Origin of the sequence: Campylobacter bilis, assembly GCF_016806695.1 — a bacterium.
Lineage (GTDB): Bacteria > Campylobacterota > Campylobacteria > Campylobacterales > Campylobacteraceae > Campylobacter_D > Campylobacter_D bilis.
Genome location: NZ_WUED01000003.1, coordinates 1 through 22,397, shown reverse-complemented (window position 1 = coordinate 22,397; position 22,397 = coordinate 1). Strand labels below are relative to the sequence as shown.

Here is a 22,397-nt window from a genome sequence, read left to right as displayed (position 1 = left end):
AATATGGAAGATATGCAAGAAATACTTGAAGACTTTTTGGTTGAAGCTTTTGAGCTTGTTGAGCAAATCGACCATGACTTAGTAGAGCTTGAGTCTAATCCAGAAGATTTAGAATTACTAAACAGAATTTTTCGCGTCGCTCACACAGTTAAAGGATCATCAAGCTTCCTAAATTTTAATGTTTTAACAAAACTCACTCATCACATGGAAGATGTTTTAAACAAAGCAAGACATGGGGAATTAAAAATAACTCCAGATATTATGGATGTTGTTTTAGAGTCCATTGATAGAATGAAAACATTACTTAATTCTATCCGTGATAATGGCAATGATACAACTATTAATATGGATATAGAACCAATATGTGCAAGACTTACAGCAATTTCAGAAGGAGAAGCCCCATCTAAGGCTAATGCAAACGAAAATACCGTTTCAAATACTACAACACAAGCACCAAAAGAAGAAACGCCTAGCCCAAAAGAAGTAGACATTAATCAACTAAGCGATTCTGAAGTTGAAGCTGAAATAGAAAGACTTTTAAAAGTTAGAAAGGCTGAAGATCAAGCCCGCCGTGCACAAAAAAAACAAACAGCAAAAGCAAATAAATCAAACAACGATACAGTGAACAAAACAGCACAAAACAATGAGAAAAAAGTCCCTGCTTCAGGAAGTGCTAGTGCTAATAGCATGGATCAAACCATACGCGTAGAAGTAAAAAGACTTGATCATTTAATGAATTTAATCGGAGAGCTTGTTTTAGGCAAAAACCGCTTGCTTAAAATTTATGATGATGTTGAAGAACGCTACGAAGGTGAAAAATTCCTTGAAGAATTAAACCAAGTTGTAAGTCAATTAAGCATCATTACAACCGATGTGCAACTTGCTGTAATGAAAACAAGAATGCAACCTATTGCTAAGGTTTTCAACAAATTCCCAAGAGTCGTACGTGATTTAAGCCGTGAACTTGGAAAACAAATCGAACTTGAAATCACTGGAGAAGAAACCGAACTTGACAAATCCATAGTAGAAGAAATTGGCGATCCTATCATGCATATGATCAGAAATTCATGCGATCATGGTATTGAAGATCCATTAACACGTACTAATAATGGAAAGCCTGAAAAAGGCATTGTTCAATTAAAAGCTTATAATGAAGGCAATCACATCGTTGTTGAAATCACCGATGATGGTAAAGGACTTGATCCTAATGCTTTAAAAGTAAAAGCTATAGAGAAAAATCTGATCACTGAAAGAGAAGCAGATCAAATGACTGATAAAGAAGCCTTTGCTTTAATCTTTAAACCAGGTTTTTCTACAGCGGCTAAAGTTACAAACGTTTCAGGTCGTGGTGTGGGCATGGATGTTGTCAAAACCAATATAGAAAAACTCAATGGGGTGATAGAAATTGATAGTGAGTTAGGTAAAGGAAGTTCATTTAAGCTTAAAATCCCTCTTACTTTAGCAATCATACAATCTTTACTTGTTGGCACACAAGAAGAATTTTATGCTATTCCATTAGCAAGTGTGCTTGAAACAGTCAGAGTGCCTATTGATGATATTTATACTATCGAAGGTAAAAATGTATTGCGTTTAAGAGATGAAGTACTTTCTCTTGTAAGGCTTTCAGATGTATTTGGGGTTAAACAAGTACTTGAAAGCGGGGATCAAACCTATGTGGTTGTTATAGGTGTGGCTGAAAGCAAACTCGGTATTATTGTAGATACTCTTGTTGGGCAAGAAGAAATAGTGATTAAATCTATGGGAGATTATTTGCAAAACATTCAAGGTATAGCTGGAGCTACGATCCGCGGCGATGGTAGAGTAACGCTAATCATTGATGTGGGTGCTATGATGGATATGGCCAAAGAAATCAAAGTCGATATCAAAGCCCAACTAGAATCAAATGCTAAAAAACCTAAAGAACAGCCAAGTGACTATAAAGTTTTAATTGTAGATGATTCTAAGATGGATAGAACACTCATGCAAAAAGCTTTAGAACCGCTAGGAGTTAGTTTAATCGAAGCAACAAATGGGGTTGAAGCACTTAATATCATTAAATCTGGCGAACACGATATTGATGCTATGCTTATTGATATTGAAATGCCAAGAATGGATGGCTATACTTTAGCAGGTGAAATTAGAAAATATTCTAAATATCGCACTTTACCACTCATAGCAGTGACTTCTAGAACAAGCAAAACAGATCGTTTAAGAGGAGTTGAAGTGGGCATGACTGAATATATTACTAAGCCTTATTCTCCAGAATATTTGGAAAATGTGGTTAGAAAAAATTTGAAATTAGGATAAGAATATGAGTAATGAAAAATTAGATCAAATTTTGCAAAAACAACAAACTCAGATGGCTGGTCCTTATATTGATCAAAAAGAAGATGATATCATCCAACTTGTGGGTTTTGTGGTTGGAGATGAAGAATATGCTATTCCTATTCTTAACATACAAGAAATCATAAAACCTATAGAATATACTAGAGTTCCTAGTGTGCCTGATTATGTTTTGGGTGTTTTTAATATGCGCGGCAATGTTATGCCTCTTATTGACTTAGCCCAACGTTTTCATTTAGGAAGTTCTAAAATGACTCCTCAAACAAGATACATTGTATTAAGAGGAGAAACCAACGGCACAGGCGTTGGGGGCAATGCTGGTTTTGTCATAGATAGATTAACAGAAGCGATTAAAATTCACAGAAACAGAATCGATCCCCCACCTGAAACTTTAGTAAAAGATAAAGGCATGATCTATGGTATAGGAAAAAGAGATGAAAATATTCTCACTATACTAAAGGTAGAAGCCTTGCTTAAACGTGAGTTTTAATGATTAAACTTTGTGTTTTTGACTTTGACTCCACCTTAATGGATGGTGAAACGATCGATATTTTAGCTATGGCACACGGCAAAGGCGAAGAAACGAGTGAAATCACCCGCCGTGCTATGGCTGGGGAACTTGATTTTTTTGAAAGTCTTCAAAAACGCGTAAGCCTTTTAAAAGGAATGGCTTATGAAAGGGTTATAAAAATAGGATCCATGCTCCCATTAATGCAAGGATCTTATAATCTTATCCAATATCTTAATTCTAAAAACATTCAAATTGTTATTTTCAGTGGAGGCTTCCATGAAGGCATCGATCCTGCTATGGAAAAATTGGGAATCAAAATGGGTTATGCAAACTACTTACATCATAAAAATGGAGTTTTAACAGGACTACTTGGCGGTGAGATGATGTTTTCAAATTCAAAAGGCTTAATGTTGCAACGATTAAAAAATTTTTTAAATTTAAAAACTGAAGAAGTGATGTGCGTTGGCGATGGGGCAAATGATATAGCAATGTTTTATGAAAGCGGTTTGAAAATTGCATTTTGTGCTAAAGAAATTTTACGATCTCAAGCTGATATTTGTATAGATACAAAAAATTTAGAAGAAATAATAAAGGTAATATAAAATGAATAAATTTTCCCTTTGGTGTGATTTTATAGAAAATAGTTTTTTAGATAATGCTTTTTTAAATTTATTATCTCATGGAGTTAACGGTGCTACATCAAACCCTGCTATCTTTAAAAATGCCATTTTAAATTCTCCCATCTACCAAGATAAAATCCTTAAATTAAAAGGCAAAAAAGCAAAAGAAATTTATGAAGAATTAGCCATTTGTGATATCCAAAAAGCAGCAGATAAACTCGCTCCTTTATTTTATCAAAAAAATGATGGCTTTATAAGCATTGAAATTGATCCAAGACTTTATAATAATACAACATTAAGCTTAGGCGAGGCAAAAAGACTGTATACAAATATAGCAAAAGAAAATGTGATGATTAAAATTCCAGCAACCCCTGCTTCATATGAAGTGATGTATGAGTTAATGAAAAATGGCATTTGTGTTAATGCTACTTTAATTTTCTCTTTAGAACAAAGTCAAAAATGTTTTGAAGCTTTAAATGCAGGTTTAACAAAATTCAGGCAAAATAATCCCAAAAGACCAAATCCTCAAGCTGTTATTAGCATTTTTGTAAGTCGTTTTGATAAACTTTTAAATTCTAAAGCTAAAGAACAAAACCGCATAGGGATTTTAAATGCGAATTTAATTTATAATAATATCATTTCTAAAAATGAATCAAACATCCGTGCTTTATTTGCAAGTACAGGGGTTAAAGAAGATAATTTAGCAAAAGATTATTACATCCAAGAACTTCTTTTTAATAACTGTATTAATACCGCACCTCTTGATGCTATACAAGCGTTTAAAACTCAAACAAATTTTAAAAAACCTCTAATGAATCATGAAATTTATACAGCATTAAATCAAATCATCTCTCAAAATGAAAGAGAAAAAGCTTATAATGATTTATTAAACGAAGGATTAAACCAATTTTGCATTGCTTTTGAAGAGATCTTAGAAGCTTTAAATTAACGTATTTTTATAATTTTATTTCTTGAAAGCTTTAATATTCTTGAGGGATCATTCTCATAAAAATTCTCATCAAGGATCACATCAGCAACACTCTTAGCCCAATTTTCATCAAATGCCTCTCCATGTTTATTAGCCGAACTTGAATAAAAAAAGCCATTATTAGCTAAAAATTGGGCATGTTTACACCCTTTAACTATACGGATGGCTTTTTGATTAGGATAAATGAAAGTGGTTTTTCTAGAACGACGCACAAAGTTTTTAAAAAGCTTAGGAACCCTTGCTAAACTTTTAAGTTCACTAAATTTTGCCGAAGTAATAAGGCAAGGTTGATCCTTAGATCTTCTTTTTAAAATATTAAGCTTTTGCAAGTCTTTGCTTAAAAATCCTACTGTCGTATCAGTTTGGGCTAAATAAATCAATTTTTAAGCCACTCTTGCAAACTTTTAACTTCCAAGCAAGATTTACTTTGTATAGCTTTGATAGACTTTGCACCTGCTAAAGCAGATCGTAAATTAGTAAAATACGGTATTTTAAAGCGGATAATATTCTCGCGGATTTTTTTCGTATCTCCTTTAAAGCTATGACTATCACTTGTATTAATAACTAAATGAATTTCACCATTTTTTAGCTTGTCTTCAACATTAGGGCGTCCTTCTGAAATCTTGTGCACCAACTCACACTCAAAACCACTTTCTACAATTTCTTTGCAAGTTCCACTTGTTGCCATAAGCTTAAAGCCTAATTTAATATATTCTGCGGCTATTTTTTTGGTATATTTTTTATCCTTATCTTTTAAAGAAATAAAAACCACCCCTTTTTCTGGAAGATGGTTAAAAGATGCGATTTGGCTTTTTGCATAAGAATTAGCAAAATCCTTACTAATACCCATAATTTCACCTGTTGAACGCATCTCAGGCCCTAATTCTAAATCACTACCATTAAGCTTAGCGAAAGGAAACACCGCTTCTTTAACACTCATGTATTTTGGGGTTTTAGGGCGTAAAATTTTATTATCAAAATTAACCACTTTAAAAGTATCATAAAATTTCAAAGCTTCCTTTAAATTGCCTTGCCACATCACACGGGTTGCGACTTTTGCTAAAGGAATGCCTGTAGCTTTGCTTACAAAAGGTACAGTCCTACTCGCTCTAGGGTTAACTTCTATCATATAAAGCTCATCATTATACCAAGCAAATTGTATATTTAAAAGCCCCACAACGCCTAAATTTAAAGCAATATCTACGGTTTTTTGTGCGATTAATTCTTGCACCTTTAGATCAATATTACAAGGCGGTAAAGAACAAGCACTATCTCCTGAGTGAATTCCTGCTTCTTCTATATGCTCCATAATGCCTGCTACATAAACTTCTTTTCCATCACAAATTGCATCCACATCAATTTCTGTTGCATTGTCTAAAAATTGATCGATTAATACAGGGCTTTTATCACTCACCTCTACAGCTTCTTGCATATAAAGTCTAAGTTCAGTCTCATCATTTACCACACGCATAGCGCGTCCACCTAAAACATAACTTGGACGCACAAGCACAGGATAGCCTATATCGCTTGCTTTAAGCACAGCTTCTTCTATACTTGTTGCAGTAGTATTTTTTGGTTGAGTGATACCAAGTTTTGCAATAAATTCAGAAAATTTCTTCCTATCTTCTGCTATATCAATCACTCTTGCACTCGTACCTATAATCTTAGCCCCAAAAGCACTAAGACGCTTAGCAAATTTCAAAGGAGTTTGACCACCAAAATGCACAATAACTCCATCAGGCTTTTCGCGCTCAATAACTGCTCTTAAATGCTCAAAATCAATAGGCTCAAAATACAAAGTATCACTTGTATCATAATCGGTTGAAACTGTTTCGGGATTGCAATTATACATGATAGTTTTAACACCCATTTGCTTCAGCGCAAAAGAAGCATGCACACAAGCATAATCAAATTCTATGCCTTGACCTATACGGTTTGGCCCACCACCTATAATCATAACTTTTTTCTCTTTTTTATCCTTAATATCACTCTTACTTTGTATTAACTCACTCACATTAGTACTAGAATAAAAATAAGGAGTTAAAGCCTCAAACTCACCCGCACAAGTATCTACTTCACTAAATTCAGCTACGATTTTTTGTCTCATTCTAGCATAATAAATATCGTTTTGACTAAGCTCTAAATTATCTTTTAAATTGACAAGCAAAGCGATCATTTTATCTGAAAATCCAAGGGTTTTTGCTTTTCTTAAAAGGGTTTTGTTGCTTAAAATATCCATATCAATTTGATCTTCAAAATCTACAATTTCTTTAATTTGGACTAAAAACCAAGTATCTATCTTGCAAAACTCATAAAGCTCTTCAACACTAAAGCCTTCTCTAAAAGCTTGCGCTATGTAAAGCAAGCGTTTTTCATTAGGATTGCGGATTTTAAAAATAAGATCATTTCTATCTTCAAATTTCACCCTATCAAAACCACTTAAAGAACGCTCTAAAGAACAAAGCGCCTTTTGCACACTTTCTTTAAAAGTACGTCCTAATGCCATAACTTCTCCCACACTTTTCATAGCAGTGCCTAAGATTGTATTAGCTCTTGGGAATTTCTCAAAGGTAAAACGCGGAATTTTTGTAACAATATAATCAATCACAGGTTCAAAGCTTGCAGGAGTGCCTGTAATATCATTTTCAATTTCATCCAAAGTAAAGCCCACAGCTAAAAGCGTAGCTACTTTTGCTATAGGATAGCCCGTTGCTTTACTTGCTAAAGCACTTGATCTTGAAACTCTTGGATTCATTTCTATAACTATAATTCTACCGTTGCTAGGATTAACAGCAAATTGAACATTACTTCCACCTGTATCCACGCCAATTTCACGCAAGATAGCAAAAGAAGCATTACGCATGATTTGGTATTCTTTATCCGTTAAAGTTAAAGCAGGAGCTACTGTAATGCTATCGCCTGTGTGCACACCCATAGGGTCAAGATTTTCTATACTACAAACAATAATACAATTATCTGCCTTATCGCGTATGACTTCCATTTCATATTCTTTCCAGCCTAATAAACTCTCTTCGATTAAAATCTCATGAATAGGTGATAAAGCTAAAGCGGTATTAGCAAGTTCTTTAAACTCATCCATATTATACACTACACCACTTCCAGCACCCCCTAAAGTATAAGAAGCACGGATCATTAAAGGAAAACCAATTTCATCAACTGCTTTTAAAGCTTCATCATAATTATACGCGTACATAGATTTTGGTAGTTCCATGCCAATTTTTTTCATGCATTCTTTAAAAACTTGACGATCTTCGCCTTTTTTAATCGCCTCAGGATTTGCTCCTAAAAACTTCACATTAGTCAAAAAACCGCTTTCATAAACTTCCATAGCGACATTTAAAGCTATTTGTCCACCCATGGTTGGCAAAATAGCATCGATTTTTTCTTTTTTAATAATGCTTAAAATACTTTCTTTCGTAATGGGTTCTATATACGTAGCATCGGCAAATTCAGGATCTGTCATAATGGTCGCTGGATTTGAATTAATCAAAACTACACGATATCCTAATTCTTTTAAAGTTTTAGCCGCTTGGGTACCTGAATAATCAAATTCACAAGCTTGACCTATGACAATAGGGCCACTCCCTATAAGTAAAATATTTTTAATATCTGTTCGTTTTGGCATAAATTTTCCTAAAGATCATAAATTTAAAGCGATTATAACAAAATTTAGTTTTAGGCAAACTTTCAAAGAAAAAATTTATGCTTTGTTCATGGTTTTATCAAAATCATTGACATTATAAATTATCAACTATGTATAAATAATTAGGGATAGTGATTTGGATATAAGGTTTTACTTCAACGCTTTGATACATATCCTCATCATTAATCTTACTGACAATGCCTACTGGTATATCTGAAAAAAAGATATTATCAAGTCCACTAGTTAAAATTTCATCTGCGATATTGATTTTTGCCCATTTTGGAATAAATTTAACCATAAGCTTACCCTCTTCGCCTTGAATCAAACCCGGAGCTTTAGATTTTCCTATATAAACAGAAAAAACACACTGTTCATCTCCTTGCAAAAGTGCCATTGCCCTACCATTTTTATTAATAGCTATGCCCGCAGTATATCCTTGATAAATCAATCCACGATTTTTATTAAGAGGAATTTTATTCCAATCTAGCCATAGCTTTTTATAATCATTTAGTTGCACATAAGAAATAACTCTAGTTAAAGAAACTTGAGGCAAATATTTAGTAGAATTTTGATCCTCTAAAAAACGGTTTAATTGGTTAGCAAAACTAGTTGCTTTTACAGCAATATCTTCTAATTCTTTATTTCTAGTTTTTAATTTTTGAATTTGATTGACTTGATTAAAATGTTCTGAAATTTTTTCTCCCAAAAAATCTTTAATATTATAAAAATTGCTTATAACAAGATCATTAATACGAAGAACATTTTGCTTAACAAGTCCTCCATAATAAAAAGATATAAACACTAAAAAGGCTAAAATAAGAACATAAAAAATCTTATTCTTCATTAGTCAGTTGTTGCAATAATGAAATTTCCTCTAAAGCTTTGCCCGTTCCTTTTGCAACAGCTAAAAGTGGTTCATCAGCAATATAAACTGGCAAACGAACAATTTCTGATAAATATTTATCAAGTCCGCGGATCAATGCTCCACCTCCTGTTAAAACCACACCATTTTCTACTATATCGCTTGCTAAATCAGGTGGCATCATTTCAAGTACCATTTTTAAGGCATCAGCTATTTCTTTTAAATACTCACGCATAGCTTCTCTTACATCTTCACTTGTAAGCTCAATACGGCTTAAAAGCCCGCTTACTTGATCGCGTCCTTTAACTACCATGGAAAGTTCTTTTGGAAGCTGAATAGCAGAACCTATAGTGATTTTAATCTCTTCACCAGTTCTTTCACCTATGATAAGATTATACTTTTCTTTTACATAATTAACTATACTCATATCAAGTTTATCGCCTGCAGTACGAATAGATTTTGATATCACAAGTCCTCCTAGGGAAATCACACCAATTTCAGTTGTACCGCCCCCTATATCCACAACTAAATTGCCTTTAGGTTCTTGTATAGGTAAGCTCGCTCCAATTGCAGCGGCCATAGGCTCTTCGATTAAAAACACCTCTCTAGCACCTGCACTTAAAGCACTTTCTCTTACAGCCTTTCTTTCTACCTGAGTTAAACCATAAGGAACAGAAATAATAATTCTAGGACGCAAAAAGCTTTTTCTACGATGGGTTTTTTCTATAAAATAACGTATCATCTTTTCTGTCATATCAAAATCCGCGATCACGCCATCTTTCATAGGGCGAATTGCTTCGATATTACCTGGAGTTTTACCTACCATATCCTTAGCCTCTTTACCCACGGCTAAAATTTTAGCCTTAGAACCATATTTTTCTCTCTCAACTGCCACTACAGAAGGTTCATTAATCACTATACCTTTATCTTTTACTAAAACAAGGGTATTAGCTGTCCCTAAATCAATCCCCATATCACTAGAAAAAAATCCTATAAGCTGATCTAATATCATTATTTATCCTTTTTAACTTGTTTTTCTCTTTATTAATAATGCTTTTGCATTCTCTTTTACAACTTCTTTAGTAATTACAATATCATAGTCTTTATATTCTGGTAATTCAAACATTAAATCCACCATAAGCTCTTCTATAATACTTCTAAGTCCTCTAGCTCCAGTCTTTCTTTGAAGTGCAAGCTGTGCAATCGCCCTTAAAGCATCTTCTTCAAATTTCAAATTCACTCCATCAATAGCAAAAAGCTTTTGATATTGTTTCACAATAGCATTCTTAGGCTCAGTTAAAATTCTAACCATGTCATCTTCACTAAGCTCATCTAAAGAAGCAATCACATGCAAGCGTCCTATAAGTTCAGGAATCAAACCAAAACGCACCAAATCATCGGGTTCTATTTTTTCAAGCAAGGTTTTATCGTCTTTTTTTGTATCATCAAAAAACCCTACAACCTTATCGCCTAACTTTCTCTTAAGTATGGTTTCTAAGCCATCAAATGCTCCACCACAAACAAATAAAATATTTGAAGTATCAATCTGTATAAAATCTTGATTTGGATGCTTTCTTCCCCCTTTTGGTGGGATATTTACCAAGCTTCCTTCTATGATTTTAAGCAAAGCTTGCTGCACGCCCTCACCACTTACATCACGCGTAATAGAACGGTTCTCACTCATTCTAGCAATTTTATCAATCTCATCGATAAAAACAATACCTTTTTGTGCTCTTTCTATATCTCCATCTGCAGCTTGTAAAAGCCGTGTTAAAATATTTTCTACATCTTCACCTACATAACCTGCTTCAGTCAAAGAAGTCGCATCACAAATTGCTATTGGTACATCTAAAAATCTGGCTAAAGTTTGAGCTAGCAAAGTCTTCCCGCTTCCTGTAGGACCAACAAGCAAGATATTAGACTTAAAAAGTTCTGTATCATCGTCTTGAAATTGAGATTTAAAAAGCCTTTTATAGTGGTTATACACTCCTACACTAAAGATTTTTTTAGCCCTATCTTGACCTATAACGTAGCGATCTAAATAAGCTTTTAACTCTTTTGGGCTAAGATCTTTAAATTCTATATTATGATTTTGCTTAGGATTTTTAAATTCTTTTTCTTCTCCATAAATAATGCTATAAGCACCCTCAACACAATATTCACAAATAAAAGCATCATCATTTTCATTAGCTAAAATCCTTCTTTGTGAATTTTCCATTTCATTACAAAAACTACATTTTTTAGGCATTATTTTTACCTCTATAAACAGGAATTCCTCGTTTGGTTTCTAATATAAAATTACACATCTTATTAACGTTTTCACTTTGATTATGCTCCAATAATAGTGTTGCATTTTCTTTCAAGTCTCCTTGCCTAAACAAAAATTTAAAAGCTTTACTAAGTCTTTCTACCTCATCTTTATCAAAACGACGACGAATACCTACTAAATTCAAACTTCTAATACTTGCACGATTTCCTTCAGCCAAGCAAAAAGGCACTATATCTTGTGAAAGCGCACTAGCTCCTGCTATCATACAACCTTCACCTACTTTTACAAACTGATGGATAGGCGTAAGCCCTCCTACGACAGTAAAATCACCAAGTTCTACATGCCCTGCTAAGGTCGCATTATTTGCCAAAATAATATGATCCCCTAAAAAACAATCATGCGCAATATGACAATAAGCCATAATGAAAGCGTAATCTCCTATACGCGTAAAACCGTCCCCTTTCATAGTGCCAGAATTTACAGTGACAAATTCTCTAATTGTAGCATTTTTACCTATAATGACTCCTGTTTTTTGCTCATCTTTATAAGAAATGTCTTGAGGAATATCCCCTACTATAGCATAAGAAAAAATACGAGAATTATCTCCTATGGTTGTATCTGAAAGAACCCTAGCACCTTGCTTAATGATAACATTATTGCCTATTTTAGCATCCTTACTCACATAAGCATAAGCTTCTATTACAACATCATCGCCAAGCTGTGCACCTTCTTCAATCACTGCACTTGGATGAATTTTTTTCATTATCTATCTACTATCATAGCTTTAAGTTCAGCTTCTGCGACTAAATTGCCATCTACAAAAGCTTGCCCTTTAAAAATCCACATATTTGCACGATTTTTAACCACACTCATTTCATAATCAAGCCTATCTCCAGGACGCACAGGATTTCTGAATTTTGCCCCATCAATACCGGTAAAATACACAACCTTACTCTTTGGATCGACTTTATCTTCCATACTTTCAAAGGCTAAAACTCCTCCAGTTTGTGCCATACCCTCTAAAATTAAAACCCCAGGATAAATAGGATGATCTGGAAAATGACCCATAAAAACATGATCGCTTATGCTAATATTTTTGTACCCACGCACCACTTCTTTAACTTTTAACTCTGTAATTTTATCAACCAATAAAAAAGGATAACGGTGTGGCAAGATTTTTTGAATTTGCATTACGTCTATCATTATAAATTACCCTTAAAACAATTAAAAAATTTTATTATATAAAAAATTCATTAAAAATTATATTAACAAGAAAAGTTTTTCTTGGTAAATTTTTAGATTTTTATAAGCACTTCTTTACTATCGTGGTAAATTTCACTCTTTGCTATTATCTCATATCTTAAAGGCAAAATCTTTTCAAGCACTATAATAGGACTAAGATTATAAGATCCGAAGTGTTTAACACGCCATTTAATTTCAGCTTCTACACTTAAAGGACATTTTAAAAAATCTTCAAAATCTTTCCATTTGTTTTTAAAATAAGCATTAAAACGCCAAAATTCTATCAAAAGTATTTCATCTTTAGTACTTTTATAATGACCTTCTTTTAAATTTTGTTTTAAATCCTCTTCATTTAAAGAAAATCTCGTATAAGCATTTTTAAAATGAGAATAAAACAAAATATAGGATTTAATAGGCTTTTTATCAAGTTTTACTAAAGCACTTAAAAGACGATAATTTAAAAATTTTTGCCTTAGAATTTCAAATTTTATCCCTTTTTTTTCAAATAAATGCACCTTTTTATAAAGTTTAATTCTTGCTTGTATACTCGCAGGAGCAATTTGCTTATTTACAGGTGAAAACAATTCATCAATAAAACTCTTATCTTGCTTTTGCTTTTTAAGTCCATAAATACAACCACAATAATTTTGATGGTACAATTTTTCTTTTTTTGCTAAGGCAAATTGCCTTTGCGTACCACCATTTTTACGAAAATCAGGTGCTATAAACTCCACTCCATAAGGTTCACATTCTTTTTGCAAGGTATTTCTTAATTGTTCTAAGTCTTTTTTAGGGCTAGTAAGAAGTGTCGTAGTAAGTCTTTTTTCTCCTAATTTTACTGCAAATTCCACACTTGAACCCATTCTTAAATCAAAACAAATTTCACATCTTGCGCCTTTTTCAGGTTCATCTTCATAGCCTTTTACAGCATTTAACCATTTTTCATACTCATACTCACCTTTGTAAAGCTTAATACCAAGCTTATCACAAGATCTTTTAACATCTAAAAATCTTAATTCATACTCACTAAAAGGATGGATATTAGGATCATAAAAATAGGCTATGATTTTTTCATCGGGGTATTCTTTTTTAAGTTCTTGTATGAAATAATGACTATCTACACTACAGCAAATATGCACTAACATCAAAGACTTTCAAGCACACTTAAAACATGACCTTTAACGCGAACATTAGTATAAATTTCAGCAATTTTGCCTGTTTCATCGATGACAAAAGTGGATCGGATTAAACCCTCATATTCTTTGCCGTAATTTTTCTTAATCCCCCAAACTCCATAAGCTTTAGCAACCTCTTTTTGACTATCGCTTAATAAAATGTGCTTTAAATTAAAGCGAGCTATGAAATTTTCATGGCTTGCTACGCTATCAGGACTTATACCAATAATCACTGCATTTTTATCACTGAATTTTTCATAATTTAAACTAAAATCACACGCTTGGGTTGTACAACCTGGGGTGTTATCCTTAGGATAAAAATACAAAATTACTTTTTTACCTATAAAATCTTTAAGTGCGATCTTTACTCCATCTTGATTTAAAAGCTCAAACTGAGGTGCTTTATCTCCTATATTTAACATTTATCAACCCTTTCTTTAATTTTTTCTACGCTTTCTCCACCAAAACCTATATCATAATTTTCTACATCTTCTAAAACAACTACAATTCTTTCTTTGTTTTTATTATATTTGGTACTTAAAAGTTCAGTTATATCAGCTATAAGCTGTGCTTTTTGAACTTTATCTAAGGCAGGTTTTGCTAATTTTATATTTACTAATGGCACTATTTTTCCTTACAAAAAATTAAAATTAATAATCTTTATAATTATTTCAAAAAATACTTAATACCTCTTAAAAAAATTATTAAATTTGTAATTTTACACTCATTTTCATTTCATAAAAAAGTCAAAGCTTATTGTTAGTATATTTTTGATAAAATTAGATTTTATTTTCACAAAAATAAAAATTGTTTAAGAAATAAATTTATTTTGTAAGGTAGAAAAATGATCTCAGCAGATAAAATTTGGATGGATGGAAAATTAGTTGATTTTAAAGATGCAACTTTACATTTTCTAACCCATTCTTTACACTATGGCAATGCTGTTTTCGAAGGAACTAGAGCTTATAAAACCGATAAGGGTTTAGCAATTTTTAGACTTGAAGATCATACTAAAAGACTTTTAGAATCTGCGAAAATAACTCTTTTAAACTGCCCTTTTTCTCAAAAAGAACTTCAAAACGCTCAAATTGAACTTTTAAAAGCAAATAATTTTAAAAGCAATGCCTACATACGGCCTTTAATCTTTTTAGGCGATGGCGTTATGGGGCTTTATCATGTAAAAGCCCCTGTTAGAGTAGGGATTGCAGCCTGGGAGTGGGGCGCTTATCTTGGCGAAGAAGGATTAAATAAAGGTATTAAAGTAAAAATTGCATCTTTTACAAGAAACAGCGTAAAATCTTGCATGGGCAAGGCCAAAGCAAGTGCAAATTATCTCAACTCACAAATGGCAAAATTTGAAGCTATTGAAGCAGGCTATGAAGAAGCCTTGATGCTTGATGAAGAAGGTTTTATCGCAGAAGGAACAGGTGAATGCTTTTTTATCATAAAAGATGGGGTTTTAATCACACCTCCAAATGATTTTTCCTTAAAAAGCATTACTCAAGATACAACACTCAAAATCGCCCATGATCTTGGCATCACCGTACTTCGTCAAAGAATTTCAAGAGATGAAGTTTATACTGCAGATGAAGCATTTTTCACCGGAACAGCCGCTGAAATCACCCCTGTGAATAATGTCGATGCAAGAATTATAGGCAGTGGTTTTAGAGGAGCTATAACTAAAAAACTTCAAGATGCTTATTTTGATGTAGTTTATGGACGCAATGAAAAATACGCATCTATGTTAACTTATATTTAAAAGGAAATGAATGCCAGCTGATTTAAATGATTATTTTAATAAAAAAAATAAAAATTCTAATAATGGCGGGAATTTTAACCGTCAAAACTTTAATTTTAAAGCCCCTGAATTTAATTTCAAAGGCTTTGGAAAATTTTCTCCTCTTGTTTATGGAACGCTTATTATCGTTTTGTTTTTAGTCATTGCAAAACCTTTCATGGTAATTAACTCTGGTGAAATGGGGATTAAATCTACCACAGGTAAATACAATCCTAATCCCTTAGAACCCGGACTTCATTTTTTCATACCCTTTATACAAAAAATAACCATAATCGACACTAGAGTAAGACAAATTAATTATGCTTCTATAGAAGGGAGTAATGAAAATTTATCTTCAGGTTCAGGTGTCATTAATAAAAACAGTATTTCTGTGCTTGATTCTCGTGGTTTGCCCGTATCTATTGATGTAACAGTCCAATACCGTCTAAATCCCCTTCAAGTACCTCAAACTATAGCGACTTGGAGTTTAAATTGGGAAAATAAAATCATAGATCCTGTGGTTCGCGATGTAGTACGAAGTGTCGTAGGAAAATATACCGCAGAAGAATTACCAACTAATCGCAATGCTATTGCAACCCAAATAGAAGAAGGAATAAGAAAAACCATAGAAGCACAGCCTAACGAACCTGTAGAGCTTCGTGCAGTACAACTTAGAGAAATCATTCTCCCTTCTAAGGTTAAAGAGCAAATAGAACGTGTACAAATTGCCAAACAAGAAGCCGAAAGAACCAAATATGAAGTTGAAAGAGCTAATCAAGAAGCTTTAAAAAAAGCAGCTTTAGCAGAAGGTGAAGCTAATGCAACCATTATTAGCGCTAAAGGTAAAGCCATGGCTGTAAAAATTGAAGCAGACGCACAAGCTTATTCTAATAAAGAAATTGCCAACAGTTTAAATACACCTTTGCTTAACTTAAAACAAATTGAAACCCAAAAGGAATTCAACGAAGCATTAAAAGTCAATCAAGATGCTAAAATTTTCCTCACTCCAGGTGGAGCAGTGCCAAACATTTGGGTTGATACAAAGGATGCTAAAAAACAAAGTTCTATTAATATGAACTAAGGCATGCAAGTGGAAAAACTAAGAGAAATTCTGCTTTTTTACACTACTTATTTATATTTAGTAGATTATATGCTGATTTTATTAGTTTTTTTCCTTTTCACTTGCGTTTTGCTTCTTTGTGTTTTTTTACGTCATAAACCTAAAATAGCACTTTTTATTATCGCTTTTGATATTATTATTTGCTTTTTAATTTATATTTATGCATATGAATTTATAGATGATAAAGCAAGATCACGCAAAACAACCATCACAGATCAAAAAATAATACAAAGTTCTAATGCTTTAATTGTCGATTTTAGCATTACAAATACCTCAAAAAACAATTTTAAAGAATGTAAAATTACAGCTAAAATCTTTGGTGATAAAATGCCTAATGATAGTATCTTAGAAGGATATAAAAAGAATTTCCTTCCTTTAAGACAAAAAAGTCAAAAAATCAAAGATTTAAAGAAAAATACAACCCAATTTCAAAGAATTTCTTTTGAAAATTTTAATTATGAAAACAACTACACCCTACGCTTGAATTCGGAGTGTTTTTAATGCATTTTACTATTTTTCATATTCTGGCTTTTATTATTTTACTTCTTTGTTTTATTTTAGTTTGTATTTTAATTTTTCTTAAAATCAAGCAAAAAGAACTTGCTTTGATTTTTTACACTATAACAACTATTTTTACAGCACTTTTAATATATTCTACTTTTTTAACCATCAATCAATTTACTACTCAAGCCAATCTAAGTAAATTAACCTACACAAGAGATTTAAGACATGAAAGCGTTATCATAAGCGGGAAGGTACAAAATCTCACTCGATTTGAAATTAGGAAATGTTATTTAATCCTTAGCATACTCGATCAAAGGCAAGTGGGTGCAGAAATTTTCAATGACAAAAACATTCGCAATGCCAAAATGCAAAATACTAGCGTTTCTTACACTATAGAAATCATAGATCAACTCCCAGGCAATACTTATAAAGAATTTAGAGCTAGTGTTCCTTTCCCGCCAAGTTTTAACAATCCTGAATTTTATCATACTCTAAAATGTATTTAAAAATCAATTTAAATATAAATTAAATATATTCTAATTTATAAGATTTACAACTTAATATTTCAAAATCAAATAATAATTTTATATTTATTTTCATAGCTTATATAAAACACTTTTATTTAAATTATATATCCAAAACAAACAATTTATTTCTTAAAATTTATACAAATAAGAATAATATTAAAATCCTAATAATTAATAATCTTAAAAAGAATTATGTAAAATTAAGTAATAATTAAGCTACTTGGATTAAAATATATTTACATTAGATTTTTATATTTTTAAGGAATAGTTAATGAAAAAGATTTTCATTTCTTTTGCTGTCCTAGCGACATGTTTATGGGCAAAAAATATTGCTTATACTGATGAAGTTGTATCACTTTATCTTAATAAAGATGATACCAAAGTTGCAGGAAGACTTTTACCTACAAATCCTTTTGAAATACTAAAGACCGATAAAGACAAGGTTTTAGTCAAAATCGATGGCTATGTAAACCCTAAAGCTCCTTTTGTGGTTTATTTTAACGATACTCAAAGAATCATTGTTGCAGCATTTTCGAAAAATACTAAATTGAATTTCTCACAAAAAATTGCGGGAAAAGATGGCAAATGGGATAAAGTAAGTCTTGAAATTTGGGCAGATAAAAAAGAATTTCTTAAAGATAATAAAGAAATGCTAAAGCGTGCTAAAGATCTTTTTGTAAACAATTGCGGAATTTGTCATGCACTCCATAAAGAAAAAGAATTTAATGCAAATGCTTGGCCTGCGATTTTCCGATCCATGGCCGATAGAACAGGAATTGATAAAAAAGACCGATGGCTTGTCATAGAATATTTGCAAAAAAACGCCAAAGATTTTAAAGCAAAATAAGGAGAAAATATGCTAGATAGAAGGAAATTTTTAAAAATCGGTGCAAGCTTAAGTGCCCTACCCCTTATCCCAACTTTAAGCACAGGAAAAACCATAGAAGCTTCAAAAGTAAGCCTTGGGCTTGTAAAAAATGGCGAAGTGATCACTGCAGCACATTGGGGAATTTTAAAACTCACTATAAAAGATGGTAAAATAATTAAAAGCGAACCTTGGGAAAAAATCACCAAAATGGACAATCCTTTGCAACACTACACTGCTGATATGGTGTATAAATCTCGTGTAAAATATCCTTATGTACGCAAATCCTACCTTCAAAATCCTGATGATCCTAAACCTGAACTTCGCGGAAAAGAAGAATTTATTCGTGTAAGCTACGATCAAGCCATTAAACTCATTGCCAAAGAGCTTAAAAAAACAAGAGATACTAAAGGCACAAGTGCTATTTTTGGCGGAAGTTATGGCTGGAAATCAAGTGGAAATATGCAAAACTCACGCATCTTACTTCATAGGTTTTTAAATGTAACAGGCGGATTTGTAGGGACTAGTGGGGATTATTCTACAGGAGCTTCTCAAGTCATTATGCCTTATGTTGTAGGATCTATTGAAGTTTATGAACAACAAACCTCATGGGAAAATATTTTAAACCATTCTAAATATGTAGTCATTTGGGGTGCTGATCCTCTTTCTACTCTACGTATTGCTTGGACTTCAAATGAACAAAGAGGTTTAGCGTATTTTGAAAAACTCAAAGAAAGTAAAATCAAAGTCATTTGCATCGATCCTGTAAAAACCGCTACTGCTAAATTTCTAAATGCCCAATGGATCACCCCAAGACCAAATACAGATGTAGCATTAATGATGGGCATGGCAAGCCATTTAATCGCTAAGAAAAAAGTCAATTACGAATTTTTAGAAAACTACACCACAGGTTTTGATAAATTTAAAGACTATTTGCAAGGCAAAGAAGATGGAATTATCAAAGATACAAAATGGGCAAGTAAAATTTGTGGCATTGATGAAAAAACCATACAAAATTTAGCTGAAACTTTTTATGACAATGCTACTATGATCATGAGTGGTTGGGGCATGCAAAGAGCACACCATGGAGAGCAACCTCACTGGATGCTAATAACTCTTTGTGCTATGCTAGGGCAAATTGGCACCAAAGGAGGAGGCTTTGGATTGAGTTATCATTATAGCAATGGCGGGGTTCCAACCTGCAAAGGCGGGGTTATTGGCGGTATGACAGCAGGAAATTTGGGGATTTGGAAAAATGGAAAATTTCAAGGCTTAGCTAAAGCAAATACTGCAAATGAAGGTGCTGAATGGCTTGAAAATGTAGCAAATTACTCTTTTCCTGTAGCAAGAATTGCAGACGCTTTATTAAATCCTGGCAAAACTATCGATCATAACGGAAGCAAAGTTACTTATCCTGATATTGATTTTATCTACTGGGTAGGTGGAAACCCTATAGTACATCATCAAAATACAAATACAAATTTAAAAGCATGGAGAAAACCACGCACCGTTGTAGTCAATGAAATCTATTGGACTCCAACAGCTAAAATGGCAGATATCATCATGCCTGTAACTTCCTCCTATGAAAGGGATGATATTACCATGACAGGGGATTATTCTAATATGCATATAGCCCCTATGAAACAAGCCGTTGAACCTATAGGCGAAAGCAAGGATGATTATGTGATTTTTTCTGATATTTGTAAAATTTATGGTGAGGATGTTTTTAATGCCTATACAGAAAATGGCAAAAAAGCTAAAGATTTCATTAAAGAATACTACAATAGTGCTTTAAAACAAACCCAAAGTTTTGGTGAAGCCTTTGCTACACCTATGCCAAGTTTTGAAGAATTTTGGGCTAAAAACGAACCTATTACTTTTGAACCTACGGTTGAAAGTTTAGAATGGACGCGCTTTTCTGACTTTATTGAAGATCCTATTTTAAATGCTTTGGGCACAGAATCAGGATTGATAGAAATTTATTCAGAAACGATTAAAAAGTATAATTATGATGATTGCAAACCCCACCCTACTTGGTTTGAACCTATTGAATGGCTAGGAAATGCAACCAAAGAAGCACCTTTGCATTTGCTTACAAACCACCCAAGAGATCGCTTGCATTCACAACTTTGCCATACAAGCTTAAGAAATACCTATGCAGTAAAAGACAGAGAACCAATTTTAATCAATACCAAAGACGCTAAAAGATTGGGCATTAAAAATGGCGATCTCGTACGCGTGTTTAACAAACGCGGAGAAGTCCTAGCAGGTGCTGTAGTAAGCGATGAAATCATGCAAGGGGTTTGCAGGCTTTGCGAAGGGGCTTGGTACGATCCTGATAAAAAAGGGCTTTGCAAATGCGGAAATGCAAATGTTTTAACCCTAGATCTACCTACTTCAAAACTTGCAAATGGCAATATTTCTCACACAGGCCTTGTAAATATAGAAAAATTCCAAGGCGAAGCCCCAATACTTAATGCCTTTAATCCCCCAAAAGGTGCCAATTAAAAAGAAAGCCTTAAAGGCTTTCTTAATGATTTTTACAAGATATAATAAAAAACAAAATAATAAAATGTCAAATAAGTTTTAAATTTATGTATTATTTACTTTTGTAAGAATTAATTATAAAAATATAAAAATAATCAAAAAATTTTATAAAAATTTATTTATTTTTTGCTATAATATTAAAATAAAATTTATTATTTTAACGATGCGGAGGTTATAGTATGAAAGCAAAATTATCGATATTTTAATCCAATAATAATCATTTTGGAATTACAACTTGAATGAATTTTCAATGCTTGATAAATTCTAAATCCTCTTTAGTTATTTTAAACAAAAAATAACATTTTCACTACTTAAAGTAGTCAAAAATTAAAACCACAAGGAGTATATTGATGCAATTATCAATCCGTAAAAAGATACTTATGCTAGGAATTATTTGTCTTATTTCCATGCTAGCAACTTTCGCAATTTTTTATTATAATAACCTACAAGGAAGCCAAAAAATAACTCAAACAACGCGCTTTTTAATTAACAAAGAAATAGACAGCAAACTTGAACTCTTAACAAAATCTATGGCTATTGCCCTAGGAAATCTCATTAAAAATGTCCCAGATGAAAAAGAAAAAATAAAAATCATAGCCACAGCTATTGAAAATTTCAGATTTGAAGAAGATCAAAGCGGTTATTTTTCTGTTTACAAAAAAACCCTATCCATAGCCCACGCAGTAAGAAAAGATATAGTAGGATCTGATTTAAAAAATGCAAAAGACAGTGATGGAGTCTTTTATGTACAAGAATTATACAAGCAAGCTTTAAATAATGGAGGATTTGTTTCTTATAAATTTACTAAACCCCAACCAGGTGGAGGTCCTGACTCTATAGTAGATAAAACATCTTATAGCTATTTAATACCTAATACAGACGATATGTGGGTAACAACAGGTATGTATAAAGATACCCTAGAACCTTATATTGAAAAAAATTTAAGTGAATTACTATCCTTTTTTTCAGAAAGCTTTTTTAGAACTATAACATTCTCTATGCTCTTTATATTAATTATCATACCTTTTATCTTTATGTTTTACAAAAATCTCATTACTGGAGTTCAAGGAATACATGCTAATATTAACTCCTTCTTCGACTTCATCAACCATAAAACCCAAAATGTCTCTACTATAGAAATCAAAAGCAAAGATGAATTTGGTCAAATCTCAAGTGCTATTAATGAGAATATCTTACAAACTAAAAAAGGTTTAGAACAAGACAATCAAGCTGTTAAAGAATCTGTACAAACAGTATCTATAGTAGAAGGGGGTAATTTAACAGCAAGAATTACAGCCAATCCAAGAAATCCTCAACTCATAGAACTTAAAAATGTTCTTAATAAATTGCTTGATGTTTTACAAGCTAGAGTGGGATCTGATT

At 32.5% G+C, this 22,397-nt stretch carries 20 protein-coding genes and 2 pseudogenes; 12 read left to right on the top strand and 10 right to left on the bottom strand.

The window, feature by feature from the left end; genetic code table 11:
* Positions 1-3: 3 nt before the first annotated feature.
* The 4 genes from GRQ01_RS01670 to GRQ01_RS01655 are packed head-to-tail and all read left to right on the top strand — an operon-like array spanning position 4 to position 4,423.
* Positions 4-2,307, top strand: coding sequence for a hybrid sensor histidine kinase/response regulator (locus tag GRQ01_RS01670; protein WP_158334117.1), 2,304 nt, complete (start codon positions 4-6; stop codon positions 2,305-2,307).
* Positions 2,308-2,311: 4 nt separating this feature from the next.
* Positions 2,312-2,833, top strand: a complete 522-nt coding sequence (locus GRQ01_RS01665) for a chemotaxis protein CheW (RefSeq protein ID WP_158334116.1) — start codon at positions 2,312-2,314, stop codon at positions 2,831-2,833.
* Positions 2,833-3,456 (top strand): phosphoserine phosphatase SerB, encoded by a 624-nt coding sequence (serB, locus tag GRQ01_RS01660; RefSeq protein WP_158334115.1) that lies wholly within the window; start codon positions 2,833-2,835, stop codon positions 3,454-3,456. The genes GRQ01_RS01665 and serB overlap by 1 nt, the downstream gene beginning before the upstream one ends.
* Position 3,457: 1 nt before the next feature.
* Positions 3,458-4,423, top strand: coding sequence for a transaldolase (locus GRQ01_RS01655; RefSeq protein WP_158334114.1), 966 nt, complete (start codon positions 3,458-3,460; stop codon positions 4,421-4,423).
* Here the strand turns inward: GRQ01_RS01655 and GRQ01_RS01650 are convergent.
* From GRQ01_RS01650 to GRQ01_RS01605, 10 genes are all read right to left on the bottom strand, one after another.
* The gene (locus GRQ01_RS01650; RefSeq protein WP_158334113.1) at positions 4,420-4,842 is read right to left on the bottom strand and encodes a Sua5 YciO YrdC YwlC family protein; all 423 of its coding nucleotides are present in this window, start codon (positions 4,840-4,842) and stop codon (positions 4,420-4,422) included. The two genes, GRQ01_RS01655 and GRQ01_RS01650, sit on opposite strands and share 4 nt — an antisense overlap.
* Complete coding sequence (carB, locus tag GRQ01_RS01645; RefSeq protein WP_158334112.1) at positions 4,839-8,108, bottom strand: carbamoyl-phosphate synthase large subunit; 3,270 nt, start codon at positions 8,106-8,108, stop codon at positions 4,839-4,841. Before carB ends, GRQ01_RS01650 begins: the two co-directional genes overlap by 4 nt.
* Positions 8,109-8,220: 112 nt before the next feature.
* Positions 8,221-8,970 carry a rod shape-determining protein MreC gene (gene mreC, locus GRQ01_RS01640; RefSeq protein ID WP_158334111.1) on the bottom strand — a complete coding sequence of 250 codons (750 nt, stop codon included), beginning with the start codon at positions 8,968-8,970 and terminating at the stop codon, positions 8,221-8,223.
* Positions 8,960-10,000 carry a rod shape-determining protein gene (locus tag GRQ01_RS01635; RefSeq protein ID WP_158334110.1) on the bottom strand — a complete coding sequence of 347 codons (1,041 nt, stop codon included), beginning with the start codon at positions 9,998-10,000 and terminating at the stop codon, positions 8,960-8,962. Before GRQ01_RS01635 ends, mreC begins: the two co-directional genes overlap by 11 nt.
* Positions 10,001-10,012: 12 nt before the next feature.
* Positions 10,013-11,236 carry an ATP-dependent Clp protease ATP-binding subunit ClpX gene (gene clpX, locus GRQ01_RS01630; protein ID WP_158334109.1) on the bottom strand — a complete coding sequence of 408 codons (1,224 nt, stop codon included), beginning with the start codon at positions 11,234-11,236 and terminating at the stop codon, positions 10,013-10,015.
* Positions 11,229-12,020: an acyl-ACP--UDP-N-acetylglucosamine O-acyltransferase gene (gene lpxA / locus GRQ01_RS01625; RefSeq protein WP_158334108.1), complete on the bottom strand. Its 792-nt coding sequence runs from the start codon at positions 12,018-12,020 to the stop codon at positions 11,229-11,231. The genes clpX and lpxA overlap by 8 nt, the downstream gene beginning before the upstream one ends.
* Complete coding sequence (fabZ, locus tag GRQ01_RS01620) at positions 12,020-12,460, bottom strand: 3-hydroxyacyl-ACP dehydratase FabZ (RefSeq protein WP_158334107.1); 441 nt, start codon at positions 12,458-12,460, stop codon at positions 12,020-12,022. The genes lpxA and fabZ overlap by 1 nt, the downstream gene beginning before the upstream one ends.
* 92 nt (positions 12,461-12,552) lie before the next feature.
* Positions 12,553-13,644, bottom strand: coding sequence for an epoxyqueuosine reductase QueH (locus GRQ01_RS01615; protein WP_158334106.1), 1,092 nt, complete (start codon positions 13,642-13,644; stop codon positions 12,553-12,555).
* Positions 13,644-14,096 (bottom strand): thioredoxin-dependent thiol peroxidase, encoded by a 453-nt coding sequence (bcp, locus tag GRQ01_RS01610; protein ID WP_158334105.1) that lies wholly within the window; start codon positions 14,094-14,096, stop codon positions 13,644-13,646. The genes GRQ01_RS01615 and bcp overlap by 1 nt, the downstream gene beginning before the upstream one ends.
* Positions 14,090-14,299: a tautomerase family protein gene (locus GRQ01_RS01605; RefSeq protein ID WP_203121131.1), complete on the bottom strand. Its 210-nt coding sequence runs from the start codon at positions 14,297-14,299 to the stop codon at positions 14,090-14,092. Before GRQ01_RS01605 ends, bcp begins: the two co-directional genes overlap by 7 nt.
* Positions 14,300-14,518: 219 nt before the next feature.
* On the opposite strand from GRQ01_RS01605, the gene ilvE reads away from it, so the two are divergent.
* The 8 genes and pseudogenes from ilvE to GRQ01_RS07630 all read left to right on the top strand — a co-directional run.
* Entirely contained in the window at positions 14,519-15,433 is a 915-nt protein-coding gene (gene ilvE / locus GRQ01_RS01600; RefSeq protein ID WP_158334104.1) for a branched-chain-amino-acid transaminase, read from the top strand.
* A 10-nt stretch (positions 15,434-15,443) separates the two neighbouring features.
* Positions 15,444-16,532, top strand: coding sequence for a prohibitin family protein (locus GRQ01_RS01595; RefSeq protein WP_158334103.1), 1,089 nt, complete (start codon positions 15,444-15,446; stop codon positions 16,530-16,532).
* 9 nt (positions 16,533-16,541) lie between these two features.
* On the top strand, positions 16,542-17,072 hold the full coding sequence (locus tag GRQ01_RS01590) for a DUF2393 family protein (RefSeq protein ID WP_203121129.1): 531 nt from the start codon (positions 16,542-16,544) through the stop codon (positions 17,070-17,072).
* Positions 17,072-17,581 (top strand): DUF2393 family protein, encoded by a 510-nt coding sequence (locus GRQ01_RS01585; protein ID WP_158334101.1) that lies wholly within the window; start codon positions 17,072-17,074, stop codon positions 17,579-17,581. Before GRQ01_RS01590 ends, GRQ01_RS01585 begins: the two co-directional genes overlap by 1 nt.
* A 292-nt stretch (positions 17,582-17,873) precedes the next feature.
* Positions 17,874-18,449, top strand: coding sequence for a cytochrome c3 family protein (locus GRQ01_RS01580; protein WP_158334100.1), 576 nt, complete (start codon positions 17,874-17,876; stop codon positions 18,447-18,449).
* 9 nt (positions 18,450-18,458) lie between these two features.
* Positions 18,459-20,975 (top strand): molybdopterin guanine dinucleotide-containing S/N-oxide reductase, encoded by a 2,517-nt coding sequence (locus GRQ01_RS01575; RefSeq protein ID WP_158334099.1) that lies wholly within the window; start codon positions 18,459-18,461, stop codon positions 20,973-20,975.
* Positions 20,976-21,364: 389 nt separating this feature from the next.
* Positions 21,365-21,910: pseudogene (locus tag GRQ01_RS07635) on the top strand (cache domain-containing protein); the annotation flags it as partial.
* 189 nt (positions 21,911-22,099) lie between these two features.
* Positions 22,100-22,397 (top strand): annotated as a pseudogene (locus tag GRQ01_RS07630) (methyl-accepting chemotaxis protein); the annotation flags it as partial.